The following is an 18,596-nucleotide window of genomic DNA, read 5'->3' as shown; positions in this document are numbered from 1 at the left end:
TGTTATGTAGTATACAAAATGATACTATGGGAGTTGAACGGTTATGCGTGATCGAAAAGGTGGATTCGGAGATTGCCCAGGAGGCAATAAGGAAGCTTGCCCTGTGGAATTTACGCTCGATGTTATAGGAGGAAAATGGAAGGGGATTCTCATCTATCACTTGATGGATGGAACGAAACGCTTTAACGAATTTCGCCGGATATGCCCCGGAATTACTCAACGTATGCTGACCCTGCAGCTTAGAGAGCTGGAAGAAGATGGAGTTGTTCACCGTGAGGTCTACCATCAGGTTCCCCCGAAAGTCGAATACTCGTTAACCGAATTTGGCAAGACACTAACCCCTATTATTAAACTTATGAAAGACTGGGGCGAGGTTTACAAAACAAAACAGCTTTCCGCAGAAAGCTGTCCAGAAGATACAAATATTACGGTGTAGCTCAACGCTGCACCTTTTATTTTTCAAAAAATGCTTCGGCCTTTTCTTTATGTTCATCCGTAACCTGACCTGAGATCGCTTTGATGCCTGCTGCAATAATTGCCGCATCATCCGTAAATCCAAGTCCGAGAAGCGCATCCGGTATCGCATCAATCGGGGAGATGAAATAAGCCAACGCTCCGAAGGCAATTCCTTTAGCCCATAAAGGGGTCTTCGCATCGATCGCGCAATAATACATCGCAATAGCATCTTTAGTAAATGGGATCTTGCCTGCGAACTTTTTAGTTTTTGTCCAAAAATTCCGCGTCACCATTTCCTCATTTTCTTTGCTGTATGGAAACTTCTCTGCTGTGAGTTCCGCAGTGATTTTGTCTTCATCTTTCTTCATTAGATATTCCCTCCGCAAGGTTCATATGAAGTACATAGGGTAAGTATACCCTTAGCTATTGATTATATCTTTAAGATAAACTATAGCTCGTTCTATGAAACTTACACAATATCATTTAATTTCTTTGATTTTATTCAAATCACTGCTGCATAACGCTTCAAGATTCTTAAAGATACGCTCGGCATCCCAATCCCACCACTTAAGCGCTTCTAGATATTCGATCATCTCATCATCAAAACGTTGTCGGATCACTTTACAGGGATTTCCTCCAGCCACACTATAAGCCGGGATATCTTTCACAACCGTTGAATTAGCCGCGATGACGGCTCCATTTCCAATATGTACACCCGGCATAACCGTAACATTCTGCCCAATCCACACATCGTTTCCGATCACCGTATCTCCTTTTAAGGGTAGATCTGATAGTTCTGGAACCGCATGCTCCCAGCCACTGGCCATAATATTAAAAGGGTAGGTCGTAACAGAATTCATCCGATGGTTCGCACCATTCATAATAAATTCAATACCTTTGGCAATTGCGCAGAATCGCCCAATGATAAGCTTGTCACCAATAAAATCATAATGATGATTCACATGCTCCTCAAATTTTTCCGCACCGTCTATATCATCATAGTACGTATAGTCGCCAACCATAATATTTTTTCTTGTAATCACATTTTTGATATAACAGATGCTTTTGATCTGTTCATTCGGATAGAGCGCATTCGGATTCGGTCCATATTTCTCCATAATAACGCCTCCCTCTCTTTTGGATAAAACATAGCAGAGATCAGAGTTCTTTTCAAATAAGAACGATTTATGAACATAAAAAAGCGGCCACCGATTGGTAACCGCCCATTACAACTACTTTATCGCTTTGATAAAACATCTACTTCGTACTGCTTCACATCGCTCAGCCAACTTTCTCGGACAGGCACACCATTCGTCGCACAATAATAATCCCAAATAGCTCCGAACGGATAAGATTTCAATTCCTCTACAAGTGCAAGTCTAGTAGTATAATCCCCATCCAGTTCAATTTGCTTCAAAAGCTCTATCGGTTCCAGCATCGCGCGTAGCAGGGCTTTGATTGTGTTACGTGTTCCGATCACCCAAGCGGCAATGTGATTAATACTTCCGTCAAAGAAATCGAGTCCGATATGAGTTCTGTCTAGAAATTGACCTCTTACTAGTTCACGGGCAATCTCTAGCAGTTCATCATCCATAGTCACCACATGATCACTATCCCAACGCACTGGACGGCTAACATGCAGCAGCAATTGATCACCAAACAACAGCCAAGAGGATAATTTATTCGAGATGGTCTCGGTCGGATGGAAATGCCCAGCATCGAAGCAAACCGCTTTGCCCCGACTTAGTGCATAACCCATATAAAATTCATGCGAACCTACCACATAACTTTCTGAGCCAATTCCGAACAGCTTGCTTTCTACAGCATCAATGTTATATTGCTGATCGATCTCCTCGCTGAAGATCTCGTCCAGTGATTGCTGAAGTCGTACCCTTGGAGACAGACGGTCGATCGGTGTATCTTTATATCCATCTGGAACCCAGAAGTTGGTTACACAAGGCTGACCTAGTGCCTGACCGAAAGATTCGGAGATTCGGCGTGAAGCCTTACAATGAGCAATCCAGAAGTTGCGGATTTCAGGATCCGAGTGGCTTAGTGTGAAGCCATCATTAGCTTTTTCATGAGAGAAGCAAGTGGGATTGAAATCCAATCCAAGCCCCTGCTCCTTAGCCCAGTGCACCCATCTTTCAAAATGCTTAGGCTCTAGCGCATCAAGATCTACTGTCTCTTCCGTATCGGCATAAATAGCATGTAAATTAACTTTATGACGACCAGGGATAAGTGCTAGTGCTTGCTCCAAATCACGGCGCAGCTCCTCCGGATTTCTAGCTCGCCCCGGGTAACTGCCCGTGACCGCGATTCCGCCACTTAGTTCCTTTTCCTTATTCATGAAGCCCTTTACATCGTCTCCTTGCCAGCAGTGCAATGAAATCTTGATTGCTGCAAGCTGCTCTAATACCTTATCTACGTCGATGCCATGCTGTGCGTAGAGCTTTTTCGCCTCATTATAGCTCGTCTGAATGCTCTTAAAGCTTTCTGTATTCTGCTCCATGCTTGAGCCTCCTGATATTGTCTTAGTAATTTCATTTAGGGGGATTTATACCCTTCTTTGGCTCATTTTCCGTATTGGTTACTCTTATACGACCTGCAGTCGAGCAAACTCAGCTAATGCCGCTGTTTTTAGAGTGAGGTCCATCACTTGTGGAAGATAGGTGGTTACATCAAATGAACGATATATAATTTCTCTTGCTTCTTTAATATCTGCGACCGTACCCACGCTGATCATTTGCATAACTACGTTACCAAACGCGGTGGATTCCGTTGGCCCAGCGTAAATCTCCATCTCTAGCAAATCGGCCGCGATCTGACATACTAGTGCGTTGTTCGCCCCACCACCTACGATGTGCAGCCGCTTCCACTTCTCGCCGGTCAATAGCTGAAGATCCTGAACGTAGAAATAATAAGAAAGGGCAAGACTGTCAAACACACATCTGGCTATCTCACCTGGTGTCTGTGGTACCAACTGTCCTGCTTCCGCACAATAGCTCTGTATCTCGCTGATCATATTCGCTGGATTCATGAATCGTTCATCATTGCAGTAGATGATGGATCTAAAAGGAATCTCTTGCGCGGCCAGCTCCACCAGTTCACCGAAGCTGTATTGCCCGTCATATTCCTCACGAACCTTTTGGATCAGCCACATCCCCATAATGTTCTTAAGAAAACGGAACGAGCCGAAGGCGCCCCATTCGTTCGTATAGTTACGTTCCATTGCCTCTGGACTTGTGATTGCTGTTGCTCGTTCCATCCCTATGAGTGACCAAGTACCACTACTGAGAAATCCCCATTTGTCACTACTTGCAGGAACGCCTAGTACAGCTGATGCTGTATCATGAGTGGCGACTGCTATGAACTCACAGACTGGTAGATCACCGTGTGCGGCCAAGTCATCCGTCAATCCGCCAATTTGTTCCCCAGGTTCCGTTAAGGGAGGAAATTGCTCTTTTGAAAGACCAAGCAGTGCCAGAAGATCCGTATCATAATCCCGAGTATGCAGATTCAGTAGACCTGTAGTTGAAGCATTCGTGACTTCGCTAATTCTGCGTCCCGTAAGCCGATAGTAGAGATAATCAGGGACCATCAGAATTGAATGTGCTGCTTCCAGCTCTACCGGATCATGTACAAACAGCTGGTACAACGTATTAATCGGGAGTACTTGTATTCCCGTCTTTTCGTAAACGCTTTCAGTTGATATATTGCGATGCAAACTCTGTACCGCTCCATCTGTTCGGGAGTCTCGATAAGAAAAGACTTCATTTATCCGTGTACCCTCCTGATCTAGAAGCACATAATCTACGGCCCAAGTATCAATTCCCACGGTACAATGCTCGATTCCTTTTGACTTCGCCTTCTGCAAGCCTTTTACAATTTCAGCAAATAAATAATCAACGTCCCAATAAAGATTACCATTCTTCTCAGAGAACCCATTACTAAAACGGTGAATTTCTGTTAATGATAAGGTTCCTCCCGGATTTTGCAAGGTTCCGCAGACAACTCTCCCACTAGAGGCTCCGATATCAATAGCAATATGATTCTGGCCGTGTTTATGCGCCCTAGCATTCATCCTTAAACAACACTCCTTATCTCCCTATCAGCCTACCAGCAAGGCGAATACGATTCCTGGACCATGCACACCTATCGTCAGATCATTCTCAATATCCGCTGAACGACTCGGTCCAGAGATAAAGTGAATACCTGCGGGTAGACCCGATTGCCCCGCTTCATCAAAATCAAGAAGCACCTCACCCAGACGAGTCTTCAGCCGCTCTAGCGGAATGATAGCAATTAATGCAGTAGGCAACAGGCTGACAGAGCGCCCTTTATCCGCAGAAGATAACACTGTAATAGAGCCAGTATAAGCAACTGCATAATCCGCGATCACTATTCCAATATCAGCTTCCGCTGCTCTAGCTTTCCAAGCTTCCTGCAAATCTGTATTCCAGATAGATACCCGCGTCTCAGCGAGCTCCTCTTCTAGCCTAAGTGCCGCAAGCTCTTCTACATTTTGCCGAAGAATATAACGGGCGAGCATCTCATTCGCTTTATTGACGATGAAAGCTTTAGCTTCATCCATACTTGCCATGCGAAACACATGTCCACCTGCACTTTGAAAATTCGCAGTAAATTGATCGATGCGTTCATCCGGACTCCACTGGAATTCTTGCCAATAATCTGGAGCGCCGCGAAAAGGATGTACCGGAGCCACTGTCGTTCTTGGCCGTTTCAAGCGACGAGCGATATCGTTCATGAACGCCTGCTGCTTCTCACGAGAGTCATGTTCCATACGCTCAAGCCATTCATTATGCGTTTCCTCAGTCATGTCCGGCTCCTCCTTCCAGCTCTTCCCGCTTCCGCTTCGCTAATAAATCTTCCATCCGCTTCTGTATCGCCGGGTCCATCTCGCGACTATTTTTGTCTAGCTCCTCCTGCAGCTCTTTCCAGCTCTCGCGGAAGGATTCATCCGCCAGCTTCGGAGCAATCCTGTAGTTATTCCAACCCTTTAGCGGCCCAAGCTTTGACGGAATTCCACCGTCTCTCACAAGCAGCTTCTGTCCGATTCTACCTACTTTCATCACACTACTGAATCGCTGTGACTTCGCCATAATCGCACCAAAGCCTTTCATGCCGAGACCTTCCGCTTTGTCTCCATAACCTCGCTCTACCTTACGCCGACGTAAATAGATAAGCATATCATGCAGAGGGATTTTGACTGGACAGGCTTCATAACACGCACCGCATAGACTCGATGCACCTGCGATATCATCCCATTGCTCTACATTTTTGTTCAGCGCTGGGGTCAACACTGCTCCGATCGGTCCACTATAAGTTCCACCATAGGCATGACCGCCAATATGACGGTAGACAGGGCAGGCATTCAGACAGGCTCCACAGCGGATGCAGTTCAACAGCTCCTGAAACTCCGGATCGCCAAGCTGCTCTGAGCGACCATTATCAAGGATTATAATATGCTGCTCTTCCGGTCCGTCTCCGTCTTCCTTCCTACGGGGTCCCGAAATACCGGACATATATACTGTTAACTTCTGGCCGGTTGCCGAACGGGGCAACAATGTAGCCATCACCTCAAGATCACTCCAAGAGGGAATAATCCGCTCCATCCCCATCAAGGTGATTTGCGTCTTCGGCAAGGTGGTGACCATGCGAGCATTACCTTCATTCTCGAACAGCACCATAGAACCTGTCTCTGCTATCGCAAAATTGCATCCCGTCATCCCGATATCCGCTTCGAGGAATTTCTCCCGTAGCTTACGCCTTACAAATCCTGCAAGGATTGTAGTCTCAGGCAAAAGCTCCTCCCCTGCCTCCTTGGACAATAGCTCTGCAATCTGATAGCGGTTCTTATGGATGGCTGGAATAATGATATGTGACGGCGTTTCTCCGGCAAGCTGGATAATATATTCACCAAGATCTGTCTCAATCGTCTCCACGTCAATGGATTCCAGGGCCGTATTCAAATGCAGCTCCTCTGTCACCATCGATTTGGATTTAACCACGGAAGCCGCTTGTTTACGCTGCGCTATCTCTAAGGCAATCTTCACTGCGTCTTCACCCGTTGCCGCAAAATGAATATGCGTGCCGTTCGCTCTTGCATTGTCCGCAAATAAATTCAAATAATAGTCCAGATGAGCGATCGTATGCAGGCGGATTTGCCGCCCACGTTCGCGCCATTCTTCCCAGTGACCATGATCGTTCGCTGCTTTTTGTTTCCCGTCACGCAGCCTTTCCGTGGTAAAGCGAACCGCTTTGCGCAAAAAATCATTATTCAGCGCCAAGTCTGCACGCTGTTTTACCGTAGCTGGCTTCATATGATTCGATTCCGATTTAATCTGGGTGGCATTCTGACTCATTGTCCACTCACCCCTTCATACAGTAGCTCAGCTAAATGCATGACTCGGACCGGCTTCTGGCGATAACGCAAATTCCCAGCAATATTCATGAGGCAGCCCATATCCAGCCCCGTTAGGACCTCTGCTTCCGACTCCAGCACATGATCTGACTTCTCGGTGACCATCGCCCCGGAAATATCAGACATCTTCACGGCAAAGGTTCCGCCAAACCCACAACAGTCCTCGGCAAAAGGTAGTGGCACTAGCTCCATCGCCTTCACATTATGCATAAGCTGCATTGGTTCATCGCGAATCCCCAGAATCCGAGTGCCATGACAGGAAGGATGATAGGTAACTTTATGCGGAAATACTGCCCCTAGATCCGTTACACCAAGCACCTGTACCATAAACTGACTGAATTCGTAGGATTTACGCTGTAAATTCTGCGCCTTGACCAAATTAATCGGATCATCCTGAAACAGTTTCGGGTAATGATGAAGCATGCCGGTGCAAGAACCAGAAGGAGCAATGACAAAATCACTGTCTTCGAAGGCCTGCAGAATCGTAAGCGCTGCTTGACGCGCCTCATTCCAATAGCCACTATTGTATGCAGGCTGTCCGCAGCAGGTCTGTACTTCGGGAAATTCCAGCTGTACGCCATATCTGGCAAGCAGACGTGCCATCGCTTCTCCGACCTTTGGGTACACAGCATCACTGATGCATGTAATAAACATCGATACCTTCATGGCTCCACCTCCTGCAACACTATTTTCTAAACGGTCGTTATTGCGATGTTCAGCTCCTGTAGCTGCTTTAGCTGGTCTGCACCGGGGCTGTAATCCGTAATCACAACATCCAGTTCACTAGTTGCAGCAACATGTGTGAACGCTTGAATTCCGAATTTGCTGGAGTCACAAAGTAGGATGACCTGCTCCGCGATAGAAATCATCTTTCGCTTCACCATCGCTTGCAGCTCATTCGATTCACTCGCGCCACGTTCGAGATGAAATCCTTTGCAGGAAAAAAACATCTTATCCACATGATACAACTCAAGCGAACGCTCTGCTAAATGTCCAACAAAGGACATCGATCTGCGGCTCAGCTGACCACCTGTTGAGATCACATCTATGCGTTCCTTCCCACTTAACTCCGCAGCTACCCTAATAGAGTTAGTCAGTACAGTTAGTGGCATATCCGGCAAATGTGAGGCCATATACCATGCAGTGGTACTAGCATCCAGCAAAATCCGATCTCCCGGCTTGATCATCATCACAGCCTCACGAGCAATCCGCTGCTTCTCTGCTGCGTTCATAATCTCACGTTCAGCATATGGCGTCTCTGGTTGACGATCACGCAGACTGACTGCACCACCATGAGAGCGTAGCAGCCTCCCCGCCTTTTCCAAGCGATCAAGATCCCGGCGGATGGTCTCCTCCGTCACTTGGCATAATGTACTCAGTTCCGAGACACGGATGCTGCCACGTTCATTCACTAGCTCTACGATTCTTTCATATCTGTCTGCAATCAGCATGGCTTCCCTCCGTTATGTCTATCTATATTCCATCTTCCTGTTATCTAGTAAAAGCTGCCGGCACTCCACCGTCAATCGTCAGCATGCAGCCCGTAGTCTTCTCTGACTTGGATGAAGCGAAAAAGGCAACGCCTTCAGCAATATCACGTGGATAAATATTTACAAGCAGTGTTGTGCGTTTACGATAATGCTCCTCTAGTTGATCCGGTTCAATTCCGTAAGCAGCCGCGCGTTCATTCCGCCAATTCGAATTCCAAATCGCAGAGCCTTGTAGAATAGCATCCGGCAAAATTGTATTGGCGCGAATACCGAATTCTCCACCTTCAGCTGCAATACAGCGAGCCAAATGTGCTTCGAGTGCTTTGGCAGAGCTGTAAGCCGAGACGCTTTTCCCAGCAAATATGGAGTTTTTCGAGCCAATAAATACCATACTTCCGCCAATTTTTTGTTCCTTCATCACCTTAAAGGCTTCGCGTGCAACGAGGAAATAACCTGTGCCTAGCACGGAAATGTTCAAGTTCCACTCTTTTAATGAAGTCTCGTCAAAAGGACTCGAAGTTGCAAGCCCTGCATTGTTCACAATAATATCTACTCCGCCATAAAATAGTGCTGTATCCGCATAAGCTGCGGTAACCTGCTCCTCCTGCGTTACATCCATTTTAACAGCGAACGCACGATTCTCACCGTATTTATCATTAATCTCCGCGGCAATTTTCTGGGCGCCCTCCAGATTGAGGTCAGCCAGCACAACATGCGCCCCTTCGGACACTAGACGACGAGCGGTTTCGCTCCCGATCCCTCCTGCCCCACCCGTAATGAACGCAACCTTACGTGAGAATTCTGCTTCTGCTGGTGCCAGTGACAATTTATATAATTCCAAAGGCCAATATTCCACATTGTACGATTCGTTCTCACTAAGAGAGACGAAATCTCCCAGTGCGGTAGCTCCGCGCATAACAGCAATCGCACGGTGATACAAGGCTCCGCTGATCTTGGAGTTGCTCCAGCTTTTTCCAGTGTTGATCATTCCAACTCCGGGAATCAGGATCACACGCGGCGCGGCTTCGAACATTACATCTCCCTCATGCTTATTACGATCGAAGTAAGCTTTGTACTGCTCTTTGTAAGCAGTAATCGCTTCTTTCAGCTTCTTCTTCAAGCCATCAATATCATTGGCATTCGGTTCCCAATTCACAAATAATGGAAGCATTTTGGTATGTACCAAATGATCCGGACAAGCTGCACCTACACTGGATAGTTTCTCCGAGTTAACTCCACCTACAAAACGCAGCACATCCTCTGCATCATCGAAGGTCAGTATCATTTTACGCTCATCACTAACTGCGCCTCTAATCAGTGGCATTACAGCCGCCGCTACAGCCCGACGCTCTTCTTCCGGAAGTGCTTCCGATTTGCGACCTCCGAACAGGTTCTCATCTTCAATTCTATCTTGGATGTAACGCTCCGCTTCATTAATGATAGAGATCGTCTTCGCGTAACAAGCTTCCGGCGTATCTCCCCAAGTCACCAGACCATGCTTCTCCATCAACACCAATTCTGCTTGTGGATTAGCAAGTACGCCTTCAGCGATCATTTTGGATAAAGTGAACCCAGGACGGATGTAAGGCACCCATACGAAACGGTTCCCATAAATTTCCCGCGCAATATCTTTCCCGTTATGAGCACAACACAAGCTGATAATCGCATCAGGATGTGTATGATCTACATGTTTGAATGGTAAAAAAGCATGCAGCAGCGTCTCAATAGAAGCACGCGGATGCTTTGGATCAATCATACAATTCGCGAGGTAAGCCACCATTTCCTCATCAGGCATTTCCTCCAGATCAAACAAAGGCGCAATATCCTCAAGCCGCAATCCGGTAAAATTGCCTGCTTTCATCGTAGCCAGGTCAGAGCCGCTACCCTTCACCCACATTACTTCTACTTCACGACCACGGAAATCCAATTCTATTGTCTTACTAGAGGTATTCCCTCCTCCAAAATTACAGACTCTACGATCTTCACCCAACAGGTTGGAGCGATAGACCAGTGCATCCAGACCACCGCTGATGACTTTTTCCCGTGCAGAATCCCATAAACTTTGTACCATTTGTGAATACCTCCGTTTTTGAATGTTTATTTTTCTGTTTATTTTTGTTTGTTTTGATTTTAATCTATTTGTTTCTGTTTGAATAGAGCGTTTTCAACAAAATTTAAAATTTATTTCACAATTCAGACGAATCCTTCTTGGATGAACTGAAATTCCTTTATTAAAAACAAAAAAAGAGTTGCCAATTAGCAACTCCTTCACCCCCACTATTCAGTACAACGACAAAATACACTTATCCTCTTCCCCCTCTTTTTCACAGTAATGTTTCTATTTCTCTCTCTCGCTTCCGCACTCTCGTAGTATACTAATTGGCATAAGATGAAAATGTTGTATTTTGAATAAGGAGGTTTGTGATGGTAAATAGCTTTAAGAATGCCCAGGCGCAAGAACGAGTGTGGCACTCCTATGAGCAGATGGTTGAGCAGTGGCCTATTCCCCTTGAGGAGATAGATATTCCCACTACCTATGGGCTGACGCATTGTATCCTTACTGGTCAAAAGAGTAATCCACCTTTACTACTGTTTCATGGCGTTGGTGATAACTCGGCGGTCATGTGGATTTTAAACATCGAGGACTTATCGAAGCATTTTTATTGCATCGCAGTTGATACGTTGGGCGGACCCGGAAAAAGCATACCTAACGAGCATTTTAACAAACAGAAGTTTGAGCAGGTGGAATGGATTAATGAAATAGTGACGCATCTAAGTATAGACTTCTTTAATATCGCGGGTGTATCCAATGGCGCCTATATTGCTTTTAATTATGCGACCAAGCAACCGGACAAAGTGAACCGTGTCATATGTTTGGAGGGCGGGATGGTTACTGCGCCGATCAAAGCCATGATCCAAACCATAATGATGATGTTCCCGGAGATTCTAATTCCAACGGATCGCAATTTACTAAAAGTACTGAAGAAGTTAAGCGCACCTAACTCCCCTTTATTTGACAACCATCCAGCAATAGCTGCTCATCTGATCCTTTTAATGCGAACTCATAATCAACAAGCTATGTTTGTGCATAAGCTTCATCCATACGATAAAAACGCCGCAGTTGCAGTCAGAGATAAGCTCTATTTTCTAGTTGGAGAACACGCGTTAAAACAATCGAAGGATTTCATAAATCTTTTAGAAGATGGAAAGTTCCATTACCAAGTCATCCCCCATGCGGGACACGGGATTAATCACGAGCAACCGGATAGAGTAAACACTGAGATCATCAATTTCCTGACTGACGATAATGATAAATCACTTGCATCTATATGAAAGCGCTACTATTATGTTTTTAATTAAGCTTACCCAACCTACATAAGGAGATGATTACCATTAGATACGGAACTTTGGCGCATACATTTGGTTGCTTACCCCTCAAATCTTTGACTGCGACGCTTCAGAATTATGATATCGATTTTGTTCAACTGGCTTTGTCAAAAGCCATTCAGGACATTGACACTTCCACAGGTAAATTAAGTCCTGGTCTCGCAAACTATATTAGCGAACAATTTGACAGAGCAGGGATACGTATCGGAGTCTTAGGCTGTTACATCAATCCCATCCACCCAGATCCTCACCTTCGGAGATTAGAAATAGATCGCTTTAAAGAGCATCTGCGGTATGCCCGCCAACTCGGTGCACCTATGGTCGCTACGGAAACGGGCGCTCTGACTACTTTTCAAGCACAAGATCCGCTCCATTACGAAAATATCGGCTGGGATATATTAAGGGCCACTGTACAAGAGCTTGCGGAGGAAGCTGAAAAATGGGGTGTTTTTCTGGGGCTCGAGGGGGTCTGCACGCATACTCTTTCTTCACCAGACAAGATGCGCCGCATCTTAGATGAAGTTCCCTCAAGCAATATTGGCGTTGTCTTGGATCCATGCAATTTTATTGGTGACGCTGTAGATACGCAGGATCTAATTGTTGATGACGCCTTCAGGTTGTTCGGGGATCGGATTATTCTGGCACATTTAAAAGACATCTATCAAGATGGAGAGAGAATTTACCACGGTAAGGCTGGTGGAGGGCAGTTTCATACCGAAGCTTTCCTGAGCAAACTCCAAAAATTCAAGCCAATGATCGACGTGTCATTAGAGGATATCAAGGGGCATGAGATTAATGATACTGTTGCTTTACTAAAGAAACTAGCTCCTATGGCAAAATAATGCTTTTCAAACTATATCGGTACCTTTCTAAGCGAATTGAATAAAATAAGAAACATAACGATTGAATCACATCGCTTGACGATTATAGCCCTAACTTGGAAGGGACGGGATTATCGATGAGATTCACATTCCCTATTCTGACCTTATCTCATGGCGGGGCTCAACGCATGCTGGTAGAGCTCACCAATGGGCTAACAGCTATGGGGCATCAGGTTACTATCCTCATGCCAGTGGATGGTGTTGTATCCTATGCTGTCAACTCAACCTTAATCCGTACCACACATATGACACTTCAAGAACAAGACTATCCCTCAGGGGACGTTATTGTTTCTAATTTTTATACGACAGTCCCTACCTCTCAAGCAGCTAGTAATCAAGGAAAAGGAATTCATGTAAGATTGTCTTTATGTTATGAACCACCTTTTTTACCAGATAGTTCACTGTCGTTTCCTTCTTATCATGTCACCGAACATCTAATCGTTTTATCGCATTGGCAGCAGGAGTTGATTCGCTTAAATCATGGGATTACAGGCAACATCGTACCGATTGGCATTAGCTCCTCCTTTAAGAATATAAATATTCGTCACAGTCTTCAGGAGCCTTTAAACATAACAGCTATCTTAAGAAAAGCAGAACGTGGTTTCTCATGGCACCGTGAGCAAGACTATCTTATAGAGCAGCTGGATCACGTGAAAAATCAATGTCCCCATGTAAATATTAACTTTATCAGTCCGCCCGATGAGTTCAACACTTCAGAAGTTCTCCAAAGAATGAAAGCCACCGGCAAATATCGATTCTTCACGCCAGCGAATGATGAGGAGCTCTGTTACCATTACAACGGTGCGGATATCTTTGTTAGTTCAAGTATTTTTGATACGGGTTCTTTACCAGGACTTGAAGCCATGAGGTGTGGCGCAGCTCTTGTCTGTGTTTATTCTGGTGGTAATATGGAATACGCACGTCATGAGAAGAACTGTCTACTCTCTTATCGTTATGAGAATCGGCTTGGTGAAGATGTCATCCGTTTAATTCGAGACCCAAACTTAAGAACAAAATTAGCAGCACAGGGCGAAAGATCTTCACACAGATGGACATGGGAAAATAGTGTCAAGTTATTTGAAGAAGCGATTAGAGATATATTATAAAAAACAGCAAGTCTCTGGATGAGATTTGCTGTTTTTTTATAATTCTACACCTACTCTCTCTTTCGATAGATGCCTGGCGAGACACCATAACGTTCCCGAAATACTCTGTGGAAATAGGTGTAGCTTCCGAACCCCGTCTCCTCTGCAATTCGCTCTAAGGTGTAATTGGTATTGTCCATCAACCTTAGTGCCATAGCAAGGCGAATTTGCCCAGCATATTGCATAATAGAGTAGCCAAATTGAATTTTGAATAAATGTACGGCCCTCGTTACACTAATTCCGGCATGAGCAGCTACGTCCTTTAGCCTGAACTCTGATGTAGCATGCTCTTCCACATAACTCTTCATCTTAAGTCCGTGTAGGAGCGACGCTGATGATGAAGCAGGAGCCTCTTCAATGGCCCGATCTAATAGCAAACATAACGCTTTAAACAGCGCTTCAAGTATTTCTGGGCTACCCCCATCTAGTCTTCTATTCTCCAAATCAAGCTGTTGCCATATACTTTGCAGCTTGCCATCATCCGCAATTCTAATTTTCTTCGGTCTTTCACGCAGGTTCCACCAGTGATCCACCCATTCCCCTGTACACATTACAAAATAGTCCACACTATGTCCCAGAGGACTTTTCTTTTCACCGATTCTCAAATCATATATATCTTGGGGCTTAAATAATAACAGATCACCAGGCACCACGGTTACCATGTCTCCATCGATCAGCACTTCACATTCCCCTTCTGCTTGCAGCCTGATGATATAGGTATCCAGCCCACTGCGATATAATTGCCGAAAAGGCTGAGTATGACGGATAAAGCCGCAAAGACTTATTTGGACACTATTAGTTTCCATAGCATTTAATCCTCTTCTCATAGTAGTGATGACCAGATTGTTGAGGTTCTTAGCCATATTGTTTCTTCAAAGGGCAATGAATCTCCTTCTATAATAAAGACAGAATTTATATGTACAGGAGGATACCAACCCTTATGAGTAAAATTGTTCGCGTCATTCAAACAGCAAAAGAAACTACCGACCGTCTGACAGAAAAAGACCCTCTGATCTTCATTCCCGATACGTCAGGCGTCGAATCAGAGCTCATCAATATTTATGATGATCTGGAGTATCAGGAAATTGAAGGTTTCGGTGGTGCACTTACAGAGGCTTCTGCTGTTACCATCGCTAAACTAAGTGAAGCTAAACAGAAAGAAATCATCGACGCTTATTTTGATCCTGAGCACGGAATTGGGTACACTCTTTGCCGCTCGCATATCCAGAGCTGTGACTTCTCACTGGGCAACTATGCTTATGTAGAAGAAGGTGATGCTGAACTGCATTCGTTCGGTATTTCCAGAGATCAAGAGTCAATTATCCCCCTAATTAAAAATGCTGCAGCAGCTGTTGGTGAAGATTTCCGTTTGTTCTCTTCCCCTTGGAGTCCACCTGCTTTTATGAAGACGAACGGTCAAATGAACGGTGGTGGAGCACTTAAGCCTGAATACCGTGAGGCTTGGGCCAACATGTTCGTAAAATATATTCAGGCTTACGCGGCTGAAGGCATCGATATTTGGGCCGTTAGTGTTCAGAACGAAGCAAAGGCTGTACAAATATGGGATTCTTGCCTTTATACCGCCGAAGAAGAAAAGGATTTTGTTCGTGATTACTTGGGACCTGCCTTGGAACAAGCTGGTTTGACTCATGTAAAGGTGATGATCTGGGATCATAACAAGGAGCGCGTGTATGACCGTGCCAAGGTTGCGTTCGAAGATCAAGAAGCTTCCAAATACATTTGGGGAATTTGCTTCCACTGGTACTCCGGCGATCACTTCGAAGCCCTATCTGCCGTACATGATCGCTTTCCGGACAAAAAGCTTTTCTTCAGCGAAGGCTGTCAAGAAGGTGGCGTTCATCTCGGCTCATGGAACACCGGTGAACGTTACGGCCATGACATCATTGGCAATCTGAATAACTGGATGTCGAGCTGGACCGACTGGAATATTGTTTTGGACGAGCAAGGTGGACCTAACCATGTTGGTAACTACTGCGATGCTCCGATTATCGGGGATACGAAAAACGATGAAATTACATTTGAGAGCTCCTTCTATTACATCGGGCATTTCAGTAAATATATTCGTCCGGGTGCTAAACGCATTGGTCATTCCAAATATACCGATAAGCTTGAAACTACAGCTTTCCGTAACCCAGATGGCACTATTGCTGTTATCGTTATGAATCGCACAGAACAAGAGCTTCCATTCACTCTGCGCTTCCATGACAACTTGGCTGAGAACATGATTCCGGCTCATGCCATTCAAACACTGCTAATAAAGTAAAAAGATAAAGGAGGTTCTCCCTATGCCAATCGCATAGAAAGAACCTCCTTTTGTTTAATAAGTGAAAAAAGATGTTATAGCCTAGCCGTCAGAATCTCACATAATGCTCCGTACAGCGTATGTTCAAGCTCCATTGAAGCAAGAGATCCCAGTGCTACCATCGGTGTTGCTGATTCTTTGACTACACGGTAAATTTGCTCTTTCAATTGAAAAAGAATTTGCGCACGGTTCAGTAGGTTGAACACCTCATCATCTACTGAATTCACAGCTATCCGAGCATCTGCGAACTTCACCTCCAGAGCTTGGTCCACCGCTAGATCCGAGATCATGACCGTTAGTGTGTGTGTAGCTTCGTCGTATCCCATTTCTGCTGTGATTTCTGTACCACCAACGAAGACCTGGACCCTTGTATCCGCAAAGCCGACAAAGGATAACTTCCATGACCGTCGTTCAGGCACAGCTTCTGTGTTTCCCCGGGCAGGAAGTATCTTGAAGCTAGCTCTCTCTTCTATTTCCAAAACCATTTCCGTGTCGCACCATTGCTCATCCCGGTCCTCTGCAGTATCACCCGCATCCTCCCAGAGATGAAAATGACCATTGCCTCCAGCAAACACACGGACCTCCATATGCCTCGGATTATCGACTGAAGAGGTATATTCCGTCAGATCCGCCATAGGAACGATAGCACCCGCTTTCGCTAATGCTGGAATGCTCTCCAGATTACGATAAAGAGAAAGCTTTCTTCCACCGTCGTACACCCTTCCGTTAAAGAAATCTATCCAGATTCCATCAGGTAGCCAAGCCTTGAATTCGGCAACGCCTACCTTGGAGTTGACCGGCTGGGTAATGGGACACACAATGAGTTCAGAACCGAAGTAATATTCATTTGGCACTTCATAGGCTTCATTCCGCTGCGCATGATGATAATATATCGGCCGAACTAGCGGAAGACTATCGCGGCTGGCATAACGATTCATCGTATACAGATAGGGAAGTAAACTATGCCGCAAGCGCAGGCAATCCTTCATTACATCTTCGGCAATCTTGTTGAACCGCCACGGCTCCTTGCTGTTGAAGGCACTAGCAGAACTATGTAACCGTAGAATCGGTGAAAACACACCGAATTGTACCCAGCGCATCGCCAATTCATCGTCTAAATAACCGTTCATATGGCCACCGATATCATGACTCCACCAACCATAACCGACGTTTGCGGCATTGGCTGTGAAATAAGGCTGGAAATTCAGCGACTCCCAAGTCACAATGGTATCTCCAGAGAATCCCACAGGATAACGATGGCTGCCTAGACCTGCATAACGGGAAAAAGTAAGCTTCCTGTTCCCTCGCCGACCGCTGTCTAGATAGTGATAATGGTTCAGCATCCAGAGCGGATCTAGTCCCGGTACTTTAGTCACTCCACCCTGCTGCCAATCAATCCACCAGAAATCCACACCTTCATCCTCTAGTGGATGATGTAGAAACTTAAAATATGCCCGTAAAAAATTCGGATCCGTGATGTCAAATTCCACAGCATCCCCTTTTTCCGGGTCCATGCCCATCTCCGCAGCAATCGCTAAATATGGATCTTCAAACGCCCTTATACCATCTGCAGGATGTACGTTGAGCGTCACTCGAAGCCCTTTTTCATGCAGCCATGATAGAAATTCCTGCGGGTCAGGGAACAGCTCCTTGTTCCATGTATAGCCCGTCCAGCCACTGCCATACTGTGGATCGATATGAACGAGATGCCAATCCATATCCATAACTGCGACGGAAAAAGGAATTTGCTCATGCTCAAAACGTTCGATTAACGCTTTATATTCTACTTCTGAATATGGATAATATCGGCTCCACCAGTTGCCAAGTGCATAACGTGGCAATAGGGGTGTACGACCGCAAAGATGATAGAAATCCTTTAAGCATTTTAAATAATCATGACCATAGCCAAAAAAATAAAAGTCGAGACCTTCCTGTAACCGCAGTTCGACCCGTCCATCCTCTTCAAGTACAAGGGAGCTGCTGTCATCCACTAACGTAAATCCGGAACGCGAGAGGAGTCCGTGCTCTAGTGGAATAACACCATCAGCATTATCCAGTGTGCGTGCCGTCCCTCTCAAGTCTTGTACTGGATCACCGTAATTCCAGACACTCATTAGATGACCCGCTTCGTTTCTTACTCGAATACTGAGGCCATGCCTGGAGAAAGGCTTCTTATCATAAGATAGATGCAGGCGGTCTGTAATCAACTCAAGCTTGTTTCCCAGATCAATTACACGAAATTCTGGAACGGGAAAATTGCGATTCACAACGGTCTGCGAAGCCCGATTTTCGAAATACCCTTTCTCGCTGTATTCCATCCGGATAAGTTCAGGAGTTAATACAGTGAATCGATAACACTCCCCCTGAATAATCGCGTCAGCTTTACCACATGGTTCAGCGTGCAGCTTTAATGGGATCGCCAAAGGATTTGGCTCTTTCATCGTATGTTCCATCGGGTGACCCTCTCTT

16 protein-coding genes are annotated in these 18,596 nt (G+C 45.4%); 5 read left to right on the top strand and 11 right to left on the bottom strand.

Annotated elements, in window-relative coordinates; translation table 11 throughout:
* Positions 1 to 43: 43 nt before the first annotated feature.
* Positions 44 to 436, top strand: coding sequence for a winged helix-turn-helix transcriptional regulator (locus QNH28_RS11110; protein WP_283911410.1), 393 nt, complete (start codon positions 44 to 46; stop codon positions 434 to 436).
* A gap of 16 nt (positions 437 to 452) precedes the next feature.
* Here the strand turns inward: QNH28_RS11110 and QNH28_RS11105 are convergent, their stop codons facing one another.
* The 9 genes from QNH28_RS11105 to QNH28_RS11065 all read right to left on the bottom strand — a co-directional run bounded on the left by QNH28_RS11105 (position 453) and on the right by QNH28_RS11065 (position 10,462).
* Complete coding sequence (locus tag QNH28_RS11105) at positions 453 to 824, bottom strand: YkvA family protein (RefSeq protein WP_283911409.1); 372 nt, start codon at positions 822 to 824, stop codon at positions 453 to 455.
* A 111-nt stretch (positions 825 to 935) separates the two neighbouring features.
* Positions 936 to 1,574 carry a Vat family streptogramin A O-acetyltransferase gene (locus QNH28_RS11100; RefSeq protein ID WP_283911408.1) on the bottom strand — a complete coding sequence of 213 codons (639 nt, stop codon included), beginning with the start codon at positions 1,572 to 1,574 and terminating at the stop codon, positions 936 to 938.
* Between the two features lie 119 nt (positions 1,575 to 1,693).
* Complete coding sequence (gene rhaA, locus QNH28_RS11095; protein WP_283911407.1) at positions 1,694 to 2,968, bottom strand: L-rhamnose isomerase; 1,275 nt, start codon at positions 2,966 to 2,968, stop codon at positions 1,694 to 1,696.
* 84 nt (positions 2,969 to 3,052) lie between these two features.
* On the bottom strand, positions 3,053 to 4,540 hold the full coding sequence (rhaB, locus tag QNH28_RS11090) for a rhamnulokinase (protein WP_283911406.1): 1,488 nt from the start codon (positions 4,538 to 4,540) through the stop codon (positions 3,053 to 3,055).
* Positions 4,541 to 4,567: 27 nt separating this feature from the next.
* Positions 4,568 to 5,296, bottom strand: coding sequence for a LutC/YkgG family protein (locus tag QNH28_RS11085; protein ID WP_283911405.1), 729 nt, complete (start codon positions 5,294 to 5,296; stop codon positions 4,568 to 4,570).
* Positions 5,289 to 6,842 (bottom strand): LutB/LldF family L-lactate oxidation iron-sulfur protein, encoded by a 1,554-nt coding sequence (locus QNH28_RS11080; RefSeq protein WP_283911404.1) that lies wholly within the window; start codon positions 6,840 to 6,842, stop codon positions 5,289 to 5,291. Before QNH28_RS11080 ends, QNH28_RS11085 begins: the two co-directional genes overlap by 8 nt.
* The gene (locus tag QNH28_RS11075; protein ID WP_283911403.1) at positions 6,839 to 7,567 is read right to left on the bottom strand and encodes a (Fe-S)-binding protein; all 729 of its coding nucleotides are present in this window, start codon (positions 7,565 to 7,567) and stop codon (positions 6,839 to 6,841) included. Before QNH28_RS11075 ends, QNH28_RS11080 begins: the two co-directional genes overlap by 4 nt.
* Positions 7,568 to 7,593: 26 nt before the next feature.
* The gene (locus tag QNH28_RS11070; protein WP_283911402.1) at positions 7,594 to 8,352 is read right to left on the bottom strand and encodes a DeoR/GlpR family DNA-binding transcription regulator; all 759 of its coding nucleotides are present in this window, start codon (positions 8,350 to 8,352) and stop codon (positions 7,594 to 7,596) included.
* A 40-nt stretch (positions 8,353 to 8,392) separates the two neighbouring features.
* Positions 8,393 to 10,462, bottom strand: coding sequence for a bifunctional aldolase/short-chain dehydrogenase (locus QNH28_RS11065; RefSeq protein WP_283911401.1), 2,070 nt, complete (start codon positions 10,460 to 10,462; stop codon positions 8,393 to 8,395).
* Positions 10,463 to 10,815: 353 nt separating this feature from the next.
* Here QNH28_RS11065 and QNH28_RS11060 point away from each other — a divergent pair, with 353 nt between their 5' ends.
* The 3 genes from QNH28_RS11060 to QNH28_RS11050 all read left to right on the top strand — a co-directional run bounded on the left by QNH28_RS11060 (position 10,816) and on the right by QNH28_RS11050 (position 13,765).
* On the top strand, positions 10,816 to 11,724 hold the full coding sequence (locus QNH28_RS11060; RefSeq protein ID WP_283911400.1) for an alpha/beta fold hydrolase: 909 nt from the start codon (positions 10,816 to 10,818) through the stop codon (positions 11,722 to 11,724).
* A 74-nt stretch (positions 11,725 to 11,798) separates the two neighbouring features.
* Positions 11,799 to 12,620 carry a sugar phosphate isomerase/epimerase family protein gene (locus QNH28_RS11055; RefSeq protein WP_283911399.1) on the top strand — a complete coding sequence of 274 codons (822 nt, stop codon included), beginning with the start codon at positions 11,799 to 11,801 and terminating at the stop codon, positions 12,618 to 12,620.
* Between the two features lie 116 nt (positions 12,621 to 12,736).
* Positions 12,737 to 13,765 carry a glycosyltransferase family 4 protein gene (locus QNH28_RS11050; protein WP_283911398.1) on the top strand — a complete coding sequence of 343 codons (1,029 nt, stop codon included), beginning with the start codon at positions 12,737 to 12,739 and terminating at the stop codon, positions 13,763 to 13,765.
* 50 nt (positions 13,766 to 13,815) lie between these two features.
* Here the strand turns inward: QNH28_RS11050 and QNH28_RS11045 are convergent, their stop codons facing one another.
* Positions 13,816 to 14,667, bottom strand: a complete 852-nt coding sequence (locus QNH28_RS11045) for an AraC family transcriptional regulator (protein WP_283911397.1) — start codon at positions 14,665 to 14,667, stop codon at positions 13,816 to 13,818.
* A 77-nt stretch (positions 14,668 to 14,744) separates the two neighbouring features.
* On the opposite strand from QNH28_RS11045, the gene QNH28_RS11040 reads away from it, so the two are divergent.
* On the top strand, positions 14,745 to 16,088 hold the full coding sequence (locus QNH28_RS11040; protein WP_283911396.1) for a glycoside hydrolase family 30 protein: 1,344 nt from the start codon (positions 14,745 to 14,747) through the stop codon (positions 16,086 to 16,088).
* A gap of 74 nt (positions 16,089 to 16,162) precedes the next feature.
* Here QNH28_RS11040 and QNH28_RS11035 read toward each other — a convergent pair whose 3' ends face one another.
* Positions 16,163 to 18,580: a glycoside hydrolase family 31 protein gene (locus tag QNH28_RS11035; RefSeq protein WP_283911395.1), complete on the bottom strand. Its 2,418-nt coding sequence runs from the start codon at positions 18,578 to 18,580 to the stop codon at positions 16,163 to 16,165.
* Positions 18,581 to 18,596: the final 16 nt, after the last annotated feature.

Source organism: Paenibacillus sp. G2S3 (assembly GCF_030123105.1).
In the GTDB taxonomy this organism is placed as follows: domain Bacteria; phylum Bacillota; class Bacilli; order Paenibacillales; family Paenibacillaceae; genus Paenibacillus_AQ.
Note: the sequence above shows the minus strand (reverse complement) of the source record. Positions and strands in the feature narration are given on the sequence as shown.

Bases quoted from the DNA above. Each gene is read 5' to 3' on its own strand.
- QNH28_RS11110 (WP_283911410.1), top strand. From the start codon at position 44: ATGCGTGATCGAAAAGGTGGATTCGGAGATTGCCCAGGAGGCAATAAG.
- QNH28_RS11105 (WP_283911409.1), bottom strand. From the start codon at position 824: ATGAAGAAAGATGAAGACAAAATCACTGCGGAACTCACAGCAGAGAAG.
- QNH28_RS11100 (WP_283911408.1), bottom strand. From the start codon at position 1,574: ATGGAGAAATATGGACCGAATCCGAATGCGCTCTATCCGAATGAACAG.
- rhaA (WP_283911407.1), bottom strand. From the start codon at position 2,968: ATGGAGCAGAATACAGAAAGCTTTAAGAGCATTCAGACGAGCTATAAT.
- rhaB (WP_283911406.1), bottom strand. From the start codon at position 4,540: ATGAATGCTAGGGCGCATAAACACGGCCAGAATCATATTGCTATTGAT.
- QNH28_RS11085 (WP_283911405.1), bottom strand. From the start codon at position 5,296: ATGACTGAGGAAACGCATAATGAATGGCTTGAGCGTATGGAACATGAC.
- QNH28_RS11080 (WP_283911404.1), bottom strand. From the start codon at position 6,842: ATGAGTCAGAATGCCACCCAGATTAAATCGGAATCGAATCATATGAAG.
- QNH28_RS11075 (WP_283911403.1), bottom strand. From the start codon at position 7,567: ATGAAGGTATCGATGTTTATTACATGCATCAGTGATGCTGTGTACCCA.
- QNH28_RS11070 (WP_283911402.1), bottom strand. From the start codon at position 8,352: ATGCTGATTGCAGACAGATATGAAAGAATCGTAGAGCTAGTGAATGAA.
- QNH28_RS11065 (WP_283911401.1), bottom strand. From the start codon at position 10,462: ATGGTACAAAGTTTATGGGATTCTGCACGGGAAAAAGTCATCAGCGGT.
- QNH28_RS11060 (WP_283911400.1), top strand. From the start codon at position 10,816: ATGGTAAATAGCTTTAAGAATGCCCAGGCGCAAGAACGAGTGTGGCAC.
- QNH28_RS11050 (WP_283911398.1), top strand. From the start codon at position 12,737: ATGAGATTCACATTCCCTATTCTGACCTTATCTCATGGCGGGGCTCAA.
- QNH28_RS11045 (WP_283911397.1), bottom strand. From the start codon at position 14,667: ATGGCTAAGAACCTCAACAATCTGGTCATCACTACTATGAGAAGAGGA.
- QNH28_RS11040 (WP_283911396.1), top strand. From the start codon at position 14,745: ATGAGTAAAATTGTTCGCGTCATTCAAACAGCAAAAGAAACTACCGAC.
- QNH28_RS11035 (WP_283911395.1), bottom strand. From the start codon at position 18,580: ATGGAACATACGATGAAAGAGCCAAATCCTTTGGCGATCCCATTAAAG.